The 14217-nt window shown below is 48.0% G+C and carries 13 protein-coding genes; all 13 read left to right on the top strand.

Annotation, left to right across the window (positions count from 1 at the left end):
• A partial coding sequence (mraW, locus tag VGD82_RS01820) for a 16S rRNA (cytosine(1402)-N(4))-methyltransferase (protein WP_331018762.1) occupies nt 1-427 on the top strand: 427 nt, incomplete at its 5' end.
• A complete protein-coding gene (ftsL, locus tag VGD82_RS01825; protein WP_331018763.1) occupies nt 424-738 on the top strand; it encodes a cell division protein FtsL in 315 nt (104 codons plus the stop codon). The genes mraW and ftsL, both read left to right, overlap by 4 nt.
• A complete protein-coding gene (locus VGD82_RS01830) occupies nt 738-2462 on the top strand; it encodes a penicillin-binding protein 2 (protein ID WP_331018764.1) in 1725 nt (574 codons plus the stop codon). Before ftsL ends, VGD82_RS01830 begins: the two co-directional genes overlap by 1 nt.
• Nucleotides 2459-3922, top strand: coding sequence for a UDP-N-acetylmuramoyl-L-alanyl-D-glutamate--2,6-diaminopimelate ligase (locus tag VGD82_RS01835; RefSeq protein ID WP_331018765.1), 1464 nt, complete (start codon nt 2459-2461; stop codon nt 3920-3922). Before VGD82_RS01830 ends, VGD82_RS01835 begins: the two co-directional genes overlap by 4 nt.
• A complete protein-coding gene (locus VGD82_RS01840) occupies nt 3919-5271 on the top strand; it encodes a UDP-N-acetylmuramoyl-tripeptide--D-alanyl-D-alanine ligase (protein ID WP_331018766.1) in 1353 nt (450 codons plus the stop codon). The genes VGD82_RS01835 and VGD82_RS01840 overlap by 4 nt, the downstream gene beginning before the upstream one ends.
• A 19-nt stretch (nt 5272-5290) precedes the next feature.
• Entirely contained in the window at nt 5291-6394 is a 1104-nt protein-coding gene (mraY, locus tag VGD82_RS01845; protein WP_331018767.1) for a phospho-N-acetylmuramoyl-pentapeptide-transferase, read from the top strand.
• A 54-nt stretch (nt 6395-6448) separates the two neighbouring features.
• On the top strand, nt 6449-7807 hold the full coding sequence (gene murD, locus VGD82_RS01850) for a UDP-N-acetylmuramoyl-L-alanine--D-glutamate ligase (RefSeq protein ID WP_331018768.1): 1359 nt from the start codon (nt 6449-6451) through the stop codon (nt 7805-7807).
• Complete coding sequence (gene ftsW / locus VGD82_RS01855; protein WP_331018769.1) at nt 7804-8967, top strand: putative lipid II flippase FtsW; 1164 nt, start codon at nt 7804-7806, stop codon at nt 8965-8967. The genes murD and ftsW overlap by 4 nt, the downstream gene beginning before the upstream one ends.
• Nucleotides 8964-10055 (top strand): undecaprenyldiphospho-muramoylpentapeptide beta-N-acetylglucosaminyltransferase, encoded by a 1092-nt coding sequence (gene murG / locus VGD82_RS01860; protein ID WP_331018770.1) that lies wholly within the window; start codon nt 8964-8966, stop codon nt 10053-10055. The genes ftsW and murG overlap by 4 nt, the downstream gene beginning before the upstream one ends.
• Nucleotides 10052-11494 (top strand): UDP-N-acetylmuramate--L-alanine ligase, encoded by a 1443-nt coding sequence (gene murC, locus VGD82_RS01865; RefSeq protein WP_331018771.1) that lies wholly within the window; start codon nt 10052-10054, stop codon nt 11492-11494. Before murG ends, murC begins: the two co-directional genes overlap by 4 nt.
• Nucleotides 11491-12381 (top strand): UDP-N-acetylmuramate dehydrogenase, encoded by an 891-nt coding sequence (gene murB, locus VGD82_RS01870; protein WP_331018772.1) that lies wholly within the window; start codon nt 11491-11493, stop codon nt 12379-12381. The genes murC and murB overlap by 4 nt, the downstream gene beginning before the upstream one ends.
• Entirely contained in the window at nt 12381-13286 is a 906-nt protein-coding gene (locus VGD82_RS01875; protein ID WP_331018773.1) for a D-alanine--D-alanine ligase, read from the top strand. Before murB ends, VGD82_RS01875 begins: the two co-directional genes overlap by 1 nt.
• A complete protein-coding gene (locus tag VGD82_RS01880) occupies nt 13276-14109 on the top strand; it encodes a cell division protein FtsQ/DivIB (protein WP_331018774.1) in 834 nt (277 codons plus the stop codon). The genes VGD82_RS01875 and VGD82_RS01880 overlap by 11 nt, the downstream gene beginning before the upstream one ends.
• Nucleotides 14110-14217: the final 108 nt, after the last annotated feature.

Here is a 14217-nt window from a genome sequence, read left to right on the forward strand (position 1 = left end):
CAATGACGGGCGTGCCATCACCACTACTGGGCAGCTTGCCCAGATCGTGGCAGGTGCAGTCACGCGCTTCGAGCCAGGGCAGAACCCTGCAACGCGCACATTTCAAGCTTTACGGATTTTCGTCAATCAGGAGCTTGAGGAATTATCGGTAACCATGCCGCAATGCCTGGAGCTGCTTGCGCCACATGGCAGGCTTGCCGTCATCAGTTTTCATTCGCTTGAAGATCGTATGGTGAAGCAGTTTATACGCGGTCAGGAAGACCGCGATGACTTGCCGGCAAACTTCCCTGTGCGCGCAGCTGATTTGCCTCAGCCTAGGTTGAAAAGCGTGGGCAAGGCGATTAAGCCTAGCGATGAAGAGGTGCGGTTGAATCCACGCTCACGCAGTGCGGTATTGCGCGTAGCGGAAAGGACGTCAGTGGTATGACGCGCCTAAATGTGATTTTATTTTTTGCATTAATTTTTTCGTCATTGGGCCTGGTCAATGCGCAGCATCAAGCGCGTAAATTGTACATAGAGTTGGAACACTTGAATCAAACTGAAAAACAGTACAACCAAGAGTATGGTCAGCTGCAGCTGGAGCAGAGCACTTGGGCGATGCATTCGCGTATTGAGCAAATTGCTACGCAGCAGCTGCAAATGCAAGTGCCTGATGCAAAAAGGATTCAGGTGGTGAGTTTAGTGGCGCAGCCAGCATTAAACAAACCTGCAACTTTGCAAGGTGAGGGTAAACCTTAATGGCTATGCACACGCCCTTAGTGATTGTGAAATTACCAGCATGGCGTCGCCGTCTATTGTTGGTATTGGTGCTGCTAGGGTTTGCCGCATTGCTAGGCAGGGGCGTTTATCTGCAAAGCTTCCACAAGCGCTTTTTGCAGGAAAAAGGTGATGCACGTTATAGCCGTACTTTGGTATTGCCGGCACAGCGCGGGAAGATTACGGATCGTTACGGTGAGTTACTGGCGATTAGCTCACCAGTTGAATCTGTTTGGGCAAATCCATCTGATGTGAAAATCACTGCAAGCCAAACCAAAAAGCTTGCTGAGTTGCTGGGCTTTAAAAAAGAGGCCATTGATAAAAAATTAGCCAACAATACACGTGAGTTTGTGTATTTAAAGCGTCGAGTTTCTCCAGAATTAGCGGCTGAAATTATGCAGTTGGGCATAGCAGGAGTGTATTTACAACGTGAATATAAACGTTATTACCCTGCGGGTGATGTGACTGCGCATTTGGTGGGTTTTACTGATATTGACGATAAAGGCCAAGAAGGCTTTGAGCTGGCGATGAACAGTGCATTGTCTGGTAAAAATGGCAGCCGTAAGGTGATTAAGGACCGTGCTGGCCGCATTATTGAGGACTTGGAAGCGGTTAAAGTACCTCAAGATGGCGCTGACATTACTTTATCGATTGACCGCCGAATTCAGTATTTAGCACATCGTGAACTGACAAAAGCGGTAGAGAAGTTTCAGGCAAATGCCGGTGCGGCAATTGTACTGGATGCAAAAACCGGAGAAGTGTTAGCGATGGTGAATGTGCCAACCTACAACCCGAATAACCCGGTCAATATTCAAGGTAAAACACGTAACCGTGCGATTACGGATATTTTTGAGCCAGGCTCAACAATGAAAACGGTAACGGCAGCTGCGGCATTAGAGGCTGGCAAGTACACGCCTGATACCTTGATTCAAACTGCGCCCGGCTATATGAGCATAGGCCCTGCCACGATTCATGATGCGCATCCGCATGGCTTGATGACTGTGTCGGAAGTGATTCAAAAGTCCTCTAACGTAGGGGCTGCGAAAATGGCGCTGTCGCTTGAGCCTCAATACTTATGGGGTGTGTTTAATTTAATTGGTTTTGGTTCAAAAACTCGTATTGGCTTCCCAGGTGAGGTTTCTGGCAGGCTGCGTGATTACAAAACATGGCGCCCTATTGAGCAGGCGACCATGTCTTATGGGCATGGTATTAGTGTGACTTTGCTGCAAATGGCTAGGGCGTATACCGTATTTGCTAATGACGGTGAATTAAAGCCAGTGTCATTATTGAAATTAAAAGACGCGCCTGTAGGTACGCAAGTGTTTAGTGCAAAAACTGCCAATGAAGTGAAGTCGATGTTGGAGTTGGTGGTGTTGCCTGGCGGTACAGCATTAAAAGCACAAGTGCTGGGCTATCGCGTTGCGGGCAAAACCGGTACTACGCACAAGCTTGGTGATCATGGCTATGAAAAGAATAAATATGTAGGTTCGTTTGTGGGTATGGCACCAGCTTCTAACCCGCGTTTGATTATGGCGGTGATGATTGATGACCCAAGCAGTGGCGAGTATTACGGCGGCACAGTAGCGGCACCGGTGTTTAGTGCGGTGATGGCGGATGCGCTACGTATGTTATCCGTGCCACAAGATGCACCAAATAATAACGTGGTGATTCCTAATGATGTTGAAGATGTGAAGGAAAGCATATGACCTTGCTCACATCATTTAATCAATCATTTACTACAGTAACAGCAGATAGCCGGCAAGTGGTGCCGGGTGCTTTGTTTTTAGCATATCCAGGTGTGCATAGCGATGGCCGCAAGTATATTGTGCAGGCAGTTGCTGCGGGTGCAAGTGCTGTGCTTTGGGAAAGCCATGGTTTTGTGTGGGATGCAGCAATCAAAGTGGCTAACCTTGGTGTGAGTCAGCTGAAAAACCAAGTGGCACAGATTGCTGCTGAGTTTTACCAATACCCATCACGCAAGTTGGATGTGATAGGTGTTACCGGTACCAATGGTAAAACTTCAGTGAGCCAATGGATTGCGCAGGCAATGCAGGCTTTGGGTAAGAAAACAGCGGTTATTGGCACCATAGGCAGTGGTTTTGCAGATGCTAGCGGTAGCGGTTTGGTAGAAACCAGTAATACCACACCAGATGCGATCTTGCTGCAGAAAATGTTAGCAGATTATGCCAGCCAAGGTGCTGAAGCGGTAGCGATGGAAGTTTCGTCGCATGGCTTGGATCAAGGTCGTGTGAATGCAATAGAGTTTGATTTTGCTGTATTTACCAACCTGACACGTGATCATTTGGATTATCACGTGACCATGGATGCTTATGCCAGTGCGAAGCGGAAGTTGTTTGATTGGCCAAATTTACATACTGCAGTTGTGAATGCGGATGATGATTTTGGCAAAGAGATGGTGGAATCGTTGTGTGTAAATAATAAGTCATTGCTGACTTACGGTTTGCTGCACGGTGATATACGTGCGGATACGTTGACGTTGGGCGCTAACGGAATAAGTATGCAGGTGACTACACCACAAGGCGCCGCAGTGTTGAGCGCGCCAGTGTTGGGGCGCTTTAACGCCTATAACTTGCTGGCGGTGCTAGCCACCTTATTAGCGCGCCAAGTGCCATTAAGTGAAGCGGTAGCTGCCATTGCGCAGATTAAGCCTGTGGCTGGTCGTATGCAGCAATTTGGTGGCGAAGATAAGCCGTTAGTGGTGGTGGATTATGCACATACGCCAGATGCTTTGGAGAATGTGTTGGTAAGCCTGCGAGAGCAAACGCAAGGCAAGTTAATTTGCGTATTTGGCTGCGGCGGTGATCGTGATGTAGGCAAGCGCCCATTGATGGGTGCGATTGCCGAAAAGTATGCACACCATGTGGTGGTGACTAGTGATAACCCGCGCAATGAAAACCCTGCTTCGATTATTGAGCAAGTGGTTAACGGTATGACTGTGTTGCCAAGCATTGCGCCTGACCGTGCGATTGCGATTCAGCAGGCAATTAAGTTTGCGAATAAGAATGACGTGGTGTTGTTAGCAGGTAAAGGGCATGAGGATTATCAGGAAGTTAATGGTGTAAAAACGCCGTTTAGTGATATCGCCGTTGCGCAATCTGCCTTATTGAATTGGTTGCCTAATCAGGCAGTGGCAGTGGGTAAATGATGATGCTATCAGAAGCAGCAGCGGCATTAGGTGCGCAGGGCGTGGGTGCTGATGTGCAATTTAGCTCTGTGGGCAGCGACAGCCGAAATATTGTGGCGGGACAGTTATTTGTAGCGCTTAAAGGTGCAAATTTTGATGGAAACACCTTCGCGCAAGAGGCTTTAAAACTGGGCGCGGCGGCAGTGCTGGTGTCTGATGTTGCCGTGCAGGCAGAGCCGCGTATCGTAGTGGCAGATACCAGACTTGCCTTAGGTGAGTTGGCTAAATACTGGCGCCAAAAGTTTGAGATGCCTGTGGTGGCAGTGACCGGCAGTAATGGTAAGACCACCACTAAAGAAATGCTAAGCGCAATTTTAAGCGTGGTAGCGCAAGGTAAAGCCTCTGTACATGCCACCTACGGTAACTTGAATAACGATATTGGCGTGCCGCTCACCTTATTGAAAATGCAGCCAAGTCATCAGTATGCCGTGGTGGAAATGGGCATGAATCACCTAGGTGAGATTGATTATTTAACGCATATTGCCCAACCGGATGTGGCGCTGATTAATAACGCTGGTATTGCGCATATTGGTGAGCTGGGCTCACGTGACAATATTGCCAAAGCTAAGGGCGAGATTTTTGCAGGGCTTAAGCCGGATGGCGTAGCAGTGATTAATGCTGACAGTGATTATGTTGATTACTGGAAATCGCTGAATGCAAACAGAAAAATAGTGACATTTGGGCTGAAAAATCCTGCGGATGTAAGTGCTCGCTATCAAGAGCTTGATGGTTACGCCAGTGTGGTACTGGCTACTGCGGATGACGAAGTGAGCGTGCAGTTGAATGTGCAAGGTGAGCACAATATTAGCAATGCATTAGCTGCGGCTGCCGCGGCTTATGCGCTAGGTGTTTCATTAAGTGATATAGGCCGTGGTTTGGCAAGTTTTACAGGTGTATACGGGCGTTTAGAGCGTAAAGCTGGTATCAATGGTGCCGTGGTGATTGATGATACTTATAACGCTAATCCAGATTCAATGAAGGCTGCCATCAATGTGCTGGCGAAGCTTGCAGGTAAAAAAATACTGGTATTGGGTGATATGGGTGAGCTTGGTGCTGATGCGGAAAATATGCATGCAGAAGTTGGTGCTTATGCCAAAGCGGCTGGCTTAACAACGTTGTATTGCTTGGGTAATTTAAGTGTAGAGACAGCACGTAGTTTTGGGCAAGGTGCCGAGCACTTTAGCTCAGCAGAGGCTATTGCACAGGCGGTGTTGCCAGCGCTAGAGCAAGGCGTCACCGTGCTGGTTAAAGGTTCGCGTTTTATGCAAATGGAGCGCGTAGTGAATTTGTTGGTAGAAGTACAAAAGTAAGCGAATTGGGAGAAAGAAAATGTTACTCGAACTAGCACAATGGTTAGCACATGATATCCGTGGGTTTAATGTATTTAATTACATTACCTTGCGTGCTGTTTTGGCCACGCTTACTGCATTGGTGATTTCATTGATGGTAGGGCCAACTTTAATTCGTAAGTTAACCCAATACAAAGTGGGTCAAGCTGTGCGCGATGATGGCCCGCAAACCCATTTGATTAAGGCTGGCACCCCAACCATGGGTGGCGCTTTGATTTTAGTATCGATTGCGATTTCAACCCTGCTTTGGGCTGACTTGAGCAATCGGTTTGTATGGGTAGTGCTATTTACCACGCTAGGTTTTGGCGTGATTGGCTGGGTGGATGACTGGCGTAAGGTGGTGCATCGCAATCCTAAAGGCCTGTCAGCAAAAGAAAAGTATTTCTGGCAGTCCGTGGTTGGTTTAAGTGTTGCCGTGTTTTTACAACAAACGGCTGCCACGCCAGCAGAAACCACCTTACTGATTCCCTTCTTTAAAAACCTGGTAGTGCCACTGAGTGGCTTGGGATTTATTGTGCTGACTTATCTGGTGGTGGTTGGCAGCAGCAACGCCGTTAACCTCACAGATGGCTTAGATGGCCTAGCAATTATGCCAACGGTGATGGTGGCAGGTGCCTTGGCGATTTTTGCGTATGTGACTGGGCACTTGTACTTCTCAAGATACTTAAGTATCGCCTATGTGCCGGGTGCGGGTGAGCTTACCGTGTTCTGTGCCGCAATGGTGGGCGCAGGCTTGGGCTTCCTTTGGTTTAATGCTTACCCGGCTGAGGTGTTCATGGGTGACGTAGGTGCCCTAGCATTAGGTGCGGCCTTAGGTATTGTTGCTGTGGTGGTGCGTCAGGAAGTGATCTTGTTCATTATGGGTGGCGTGTTTGTAATGGAAACCTTATCGGTAGCGGCACAGGTGACTTACTTTAAATACACCAAACATAAAACAGGTACCGGTAAACGCATCTTTTTGATGGCACCGTTGCATCACCATTATGAGCAAAAAGGTTGGAAAGAAACACAGGTAGTGGTGCGTTTCTGGATCATCAGCATGATGCTGGTATTGATTGGCTTAGCTAGTCTAAAAATTAGGTAACAAGTCTGGAAATTAGGTAATTAGTCTGAATTTAGATAATTAGTAAAGTTGAACATGCAAATCACGTTAAAAGACAAAAAAGTATTAGTGCTGGGCCTGGGAGATACCGGGCTATCAGCATTGCGCTGGCTGCATAGCCAAGGCGCACGTTTGTCTGTGGCTGACACGCGCGACGTACCGCCGGGGCTGGATGCATTAAAAGCTGAGTTGCCTAATGCAGTAGTGTTTACAGGAGCTTTGAAGCCAGCCGTGTTTGACGGTGTGGACTTAGCCGTGATTAGCCCAGGGGTGCCGTTGAGTGAGCCTGAAATTCAGGCTGCGATACAGCGTGGAATGCAGGTGGTTGGCGATGTTGAATTATTTGCGCAATATCGCCCAGCCAGTGCCAAGCTGATTGCGATTACCGGCGCTAACGGCAAAACCACAGTAACCACCTTGGTTGGTGAAATGTGCAAGGCTGCCGGACTAAAAACTATCGTAGCTGGCAATATCGGTTTACCAGTACTTGATACTTTGAGCATGGAAACACCGGATGTTTACGTGCTGGAGCTTTCGAGTTTTCAGTTAGAAACAACCAATAGCTTGCTAGTCGATGCCGCCACTATGCTGAATCTATCAGAAGATCATATGGATAGATACGACGGCATGCAAGGCTATGCGGTAGCTAAAGCGCATATTTTTTACCATGCAAAATTGCAGGTGCTAAATCGCGATGATGCCTGGAGCATGATGATGGCACGCGCTAAATTGGCACAAGTGACATTTGGCTTGGATGATGCTGTGAGTGAGCAAGACTATGGCATTAAACAAGTGGATGGTGAGGCGTGGTTGAGCTGCGGTACGCATGACTTAATGAATATCCGTGACTTGAAAATTGCCGGTTTGCACAATGCCAGCAACGCATTGGCCGCCATTGCTCTGTGCCGCGGCATAGGGTTGGACTTTGCGCCAATTATTCAGACTTTGTACAACTTTAAAGGCTTGCCACACCGCGTGGAGTGGGTCGCCAATATTGATGATGTTGATTACTACGATGACTCCAAAGGCACCAACGTAGGGGCAACTTGCGCGGCGTTATCTGGCTTATCGCAAAAAGTAGTGTTGATTGCTGGCGGTGATGGTAAAGGTCAAGATTTCTCGCCACTTAAAGAGGCAGTGAGTGCTAACGCACGTGCGGTAGTGTTGATCGGCCGCGATGCCGCTTTAATTGAAGCCGAGCTGTTATCTACTAATGTGCCTATGTACCATGCGGTAGATTTGCCAGAGGCTGTAACGATTGCAAGAAAATTGGCACAAATTGGCGATGCGGTATTGCTGTCACCAGCCTGCGCCAGTTTTGACATGTTTAAAAACTATGTACACCGTGCCGAAGTGTTTGTGGCAGCAGTGAAGCGTTTGGAGCATGCCGCATGATTACTGCCATGTTGAATCGTGATCGCATCAACTCACCAAGCTATGATCAGAGCTTGCTGTGGGTCACCCTCATTTTGCTAGGGATTGGTTTGGTCATGGTGTATTCAGCATCAATTGCGATTGCAGAATCAGATAAAGCGCTAGGTTATAACAGTAGCTATTACCTAGTACGTCAGGCCATATTCTTGATTGTGAGCTTAACCGCCGGCTTTATTGCCTTTAATGTGCCGATGGCTTGGTGGCAAAAAATGGCGCCATACCTATTTTTACTAGGTTTGGCATTGTTAGTGCTGGTACTTATCCCGGGTATCGGCAAGGTAGTAGGCGGTAGCCGTCGCTGGTTATCTTTGTTTGTGATTAACTTGCAGCCATCCGAATTTATGAAATTATTTGCTGCCATGTACGTGGCAGATTACACAGTGCGTAAAGCTGCAGTGATGGATAGCTTCACTAAAGGCTTTATGCCGATGTTGTTTGTAATGCTGCTAGTGGGTGGGCTGTTATTGAATGAGCCTGACTTTGGCGCGTTTGCAGTAATTGCGGCGATATCCATTTCCATCCTATGGCTGGGTGGTATTAATGCGCGAATCTTTGGTGGCTTGATTGTGCTACTGGTGGTTGGTTTTGTGTTCTTAATCTGGAGTTCTCCATACCGTTTAGAGCGCGTAATTGGCTTTATGGACCCTTGGGCAGACCCATATGGTAAAGGTTATCAGCTATCACATGCGTTGATTGCCTTTGGCCGTGGCGAATGGTTTGGCGTGGGCTTAGGTGCCAGTGTAGAGAAGTTACTGTACTTACCAGAGGCGCATACCGACTTTTTATTGGCGGTGGTGGCAGAAGAGCTAGGCTTTGTTGGTGTGCTCACCGTGATTGGCTTGTTTATGTGGATATTAATCCGCGCTTTTGGCATAGCAAAAGAGGCGATAGAGAATGAGCGTTACTTCTCAGCGTTGCTAGCGCAGGGCTTAGGTGTGTGGATTGGCGTACAAAGTATTATCAATATGGGCGTGAACATGGGCTTGCTGCCAACAAAAGGCTTAACCCTGCCTTTGATGTCATTTGGCGGTAGCGGCATTTTAGCTAACTGCATTGCACTTGCCATATTGCTGCGTATTGATTTTGAAAATCGCCGATTACAAAAAGGGTTGCCAGCATGAGTAAAGCAGCCACTAAAACTTTAATGGTGATGGCGGGCGGCACAGGTGGGCATGTTTACCCAGCTATGGCTGTGGCTGATGCTTTGAAAAGCCAAGGTTGGAACATCGTCTGGCTATGCACAGAAGGCGGCATGGAAAACAAGCTAATTGCAGGCAAACCATACGATAAAGCAATGATTACGATGCAAGGCGTGCGTGGTAAGGGTTTATTGGGTTGGCTGTTATTGCCGGTGAAGTTAATTACAGCGTTTACGCAGAGTTTAAAAGCGCTCAATCAGTTTAAGCCAGATGTGGTGTTGGGCATGGGTGGTTTTGCTGCATTTCCTGGTGGTTTAATGGCGCGTTTGCAAGGGCGCCCATTGGTGATACATGAGCAAAACTCGGTTGCTGGTTTAACCAATAAGGTGCTGGCCAAAGTGGCTACACGAGTTTTGGCTGCATTTCCTGCGGCGTTTGGCGCTATGGCAGATTTATTGGGTAACCCAGTGCGTGCAGATATTGCAAATATTGCACAGCCTGAGCAGCGCTTTGCCGATAGAAGTGGCGCGTTGCGCTTATTAATTGTTGGTGGCAGCTTGGGTGCGCAGGCGCTGAACGAAGTGATTCCGCAAGCTTTGGCTAAATTGCCAGAGGCGCAGCGTCCACAAGTGGTGCATCAGGCAGGTGTGAAGCATATTGAAGATTTAAAACGTAATTATGCGCAAGCAGGGGTAACTGCAGATGCGCGTGCTTATATTGAAAACATGGCAGAGATGTACGCATGGGCAGATTTTGTGATTTGTCGCTCAGGTGCACTTACTGTGGCTGAGGTTTCCACTGCGGGGTTGGGTTCTATCATGGTGCCGTTCCCATTTGCGGTGGACGATCATCAGACCGGTAACGCTCAGTATTTGGCAGATGCAGGCGCCACAGTTTTGGTGCAACAAAAAGAATTGAGTGTAGATAAATTGGCAAAAATTTTAATTGAGTTAAGTCGTGAGCAGTGTCTGGACATGGCAAAAAAAGCACGCGCATTAGGCAAGCCAGAGGCCACCGCTAATGTTGCAAAAGTTTGCGTACAAATGGCAGAGCAAGGAGTCGCGAAATGAAACATAAAGTAAAAAATGTGCATTTTGTTGGCATAGGCGGCTCAGGCATGAGCGGCATTGCTGAAGTGCTGATTAACCTTGACTTTAACGTCAGTGGTTCAGATCTGGCTGCAAACGCAACTACCAAGCGCCTAGCTGCGTTTGGTGCAACCGTGTATCAAGGCCACGAAGCTGAAAATGTGAAAGATGCGGATGTGGTGGTGGTGTCTTCCGCAGTCAACGAGGCCAACCCGGAAGTGAAAGCCGCACGCGCGAAAAAAATTCCAGTGGTGCCACGTGCGCTGATGCTGGCTGAACTAATGCGCTTTAAACAGGGCATTGCTGTCGCCGGCACGCATGGTAAAACCACCACTACCAGCTTAATCGCCAGCATTTTGGCTGAAGCCGGTATGGACCCAACCTTTGTAATTGGCGGTAAGTTAGAGGCGGCCAATGCCAATGCTAAATTGGGGACTGGTGACTATATCGTGGCCGAGGCAGACGAGTCCGATGCTTCATTCTTACACCTAACACCAGTGATGGCGGTGGTGACGAATATTGACCAAGACCACATGGATACCTACGAACACAGCTTTGAAAAGCTCAAAAGTGCGTTTGTAGAGTTTTTACAGCAATTGCCGTTTTGGGGTATGGCCGTGGTGTGTGTGGACGATGCCAATATTCGTGAAATATTGCCACGCGTGACCAAACCGGTGATGACTTATGGTCTGAGTGAAGATGCACGTATCCGCGCTAAAAACGTACGGGCCGATGATGGCAAGATGCACTTTACGGTGCAACGTATTAACGGCGTGACTACAGAGTTTGATGTGACCTTGAACTTACCAGGCAACCACTATGTGCTAAATGCGCTAGCAGCGATTGCCATCGCCAGTGAGTTAAATGTACCGGATGCCGCCATTATTAAGGCGCTTAAAGAGTTTAAAGGTGTGGGTAGACGCTTTGAGCGTTATGGCGAAGTGCCAGCTATGCCACGTAATGAAACCAGCAGCGGTACTTTTACGCTGATTGATGACTATGGACATCATCCGGTAGAGATGCAAGCGGTAATCGCGGCAGCGCGCGGCGCTTTCCCGAATCGTCGTTTGGTAATGGCGTTCCAGCCACATCGTTATACGCGCACTAGGGATTGCTTTGAAGACTTCGTGCGTGTGTTATCAAGTGCCGATGTGGTATTGCTGACCGAAGTTTACTCGGCAGGTGAGGCGCCGATTGTAGCCGCTGATACACGTTCGCTGATTCGCGCGATTCGTGTTGCAGGCAAAGTGGAACCATTGTTTGTAGAAACAACAGATGAATTGCCGCAAGCGATTTTAGATATCGCGCGTGCTGATGACGTGGTGATTGTGATGGGCGCAGGTTCTATCGGCCAAGTCGCCTTAAAAACTAAAGAATTGCAATTAACTAAAGCACAGTCTCAAGGGGTTGCTGCAGCATGAATCAACTTAAAGGAAAATTGCTCTTAAACGAGCCCATGGCACGCTATACCAGCTGGCGTGTGGGTGGTCGTGCAGATCAATTTTACATTCCAGAAAGTTTGGAAGACCTGAGTATGTTTTTGCGAAGTCTGGATGCAGCTGAGCCTATTTATTTTATTGGGCTGGGCTCAAACCTGCTGGTACGTGATGGCGGTATACGTGGCACGGTAGTGTTGATGCATAACGTATTAACCACGCTGCAAATGGATGGTGATGCGGTTTATGCAGAAGCAGGTGTTACTTGCGCTAAGTTGGCAAGATTCTGCGCTAAAGAAGCTAAACAGGGTGCCGAGTTTTTTGCGGGGATACCAGGTACTTTGGGCGGTGCACTAGCCATGAACGCAGGCTGCTATGGCAGTGAAACCTGGAATGTAGTGCAGCGAGTAACAACGATTAATAAGCGCGGGGAGCTGAATACGCGTGATGCAGCGGTGTTTATCCCAAGTTATCGGCATATTGATATGCCAGTAGCTAATGAATGGTTTATCGCAGCATGGCTGAATTTAGCGCAGGGTGATGCGCAGGAGTCAGCGCAGAAAATTAAGGCATTGCTGGCAAAACGTTTAGCCGCTCAGCCATTGAATCAGCCGAGTGCGGGCTCTACCTTTAGAAATCCGTCGGGTGATTTTGCGGCCAGGTTGATAGAAGCGAGCGGTTTAAAAGGTTACATCATAGGCGGGGCGCAAGTATCAGAAAAACATGCCAATTTTATTGTGAATATTGGCGGCGCAAATGCACTGGACATTGAGCTGCTGATTCAGCATATGCGTGAAACAGTATTGGAAAAACAAGGCGTAGCACTGCAACAGGAAGTGAAAGTGCTGGGCGAATTAGAGGTAAGAGAATAATGCAGGACTTTGGAAAAGTAGCAGTGTTGTTAGGTGGTAAGTCTGGCGAACGTGAAGTTTCACTTAAAAGTGGCACAGCTGTGCTTGCCGCGTTGCAAAGACAGGGCGTGGACGCACATGCATTTGACCCTGCAACACGGCCATTACATGACTTAGAGACTTTTGATTTAGCCATGATTTCATTGCATGGGCGCTTTGGCGAAGATGGCGCAATGCAAGGTGCTTTAGAGTTATTAGGCATTCCATATACCGGTAGTGGCGTAATGGCCTCCGCAATCGGCATGGATAAATGGCGCACCAAAATGATGTGGTCTGCAGCCGGGGTGAGTACTCCAGCATTTGAGGTGGTGACCGCAGATTCAGATTTTGATGCGATTGAGAAAAGGCTAGGCCTGCCTTTGTTTGTAAAACCAGCTAACGAAGGCTCCAGCATCGGTATCAGTAAGGTAAAACAAGCTGGAGGCTTGAAAGCGGCATATGAGCTTGCCGCAAAGTCTGATCCGCTAGTGATTGCTGAGCAGTTTGTAGGCGGTGGCGAATATACCGTGGGTATCTTGGGTGACCAGGCTTTGCCGATTGTGCGCATCGTACCTAAGAACGAGTTTTACGACTTTGAAGCCAAGTATTTGCGTGATGACACAGAGTACAAGTGCCCATGCGGTTTAAGCGCAGAAAAAGAAGCACAGATCCAGCAAGAAGCTTTACTGGCATTTAATACCATTGGTTGCCAAGGCTGGGGACGTGTCGATTTCTTAATGGACGAGGCAGGTAATCACTACTTTTTAGAGGTGAACACTAGCCCAGGCATGACAGACCACAGTTTGGTCCCGATGGCGGCAAAAGCGGCAGGTATCAGTTTTGATGAATTGGTCGTAAGAATTTTGAGATTAGCGCATGTGGGATAAGCCTGCATTACTTAACTGGGTAGCAAATCTACTATACGCGATCAGTATGGTAGTGATGTTGTACGCGGTGGTATATGTGGTGGTGCATCTGCCGATTTTCCCATTACGCGAAGTTAAAGTGGATGGTGAGTTGCACCATGTGAGCCGTGAGCAGGTAAAGCTGATTGTGGCAAAGCATTTGAAAGGTAACTTTTTCACGCTGGATTTAATTAATGCACGTGATGCGTTTGAAAAGCTACCTTGGGCACGCAGCGTGAGTGTGCGCCGCCGCTGGCCGGATAAATTGGAAGTGGTGATTGAAGAACATCAGGCGCTGGCACGCTGGGGTAGTACCGCATTGGTGAATAAGCAGGGTGAGTTGTTTCATGCGGCTTCTGGCAGTGATTTACCTGTGTTTTACGGGCCAGATAATGGCGTGATTGAAGTGGCATCACAATATGACTCTTTAAACAAAGTGCTGCGAGGCGCTAATTTAGAAGTGGCAACCTTGGCGTTAACCCCTAGGCGTGCTTGGCAAGTGACAACGACCAACGGCATCGTACTCGAGCTGGGTAGAGTGGAAATGCAGGCAAGGCTAGAGAAGTTTGCCAATATTTATAGCAGTACTTTGGTTGGGTTGAATAAAAAAATTACTTATGTGGATTTGCGCTACCCAAGTGGTTTTGCGGTGCGCAGGCCGACAGCGGTGGTAAATACAGAAAAAGAAAAAGTCGCTAGCGTGGACAGTGGTCGTAAAACGGTGGATGTAGCCAATACCAAGCAAGACGATACTAAGACGATTAAAAACGAGGCAGTGAAAAAACGTACGGGAACCGTGACCTAATTCACGGAAGGGATGAAGAATGAGCAGAATTAAAGAAGATAAGAATTTGATTGTAGGCTTGGATATCGGCACATCTAAAATTGTGGCGATTGTTGCCGAGTTGCAGCC

The organism is Methylotenera sp. (assembly GCF_036401095.1).
GTDB lineage: Bacteria > Pseudomonadota > Gammaproteobacteria > Burkholderiales > Methylophilaceae > Methylotenera.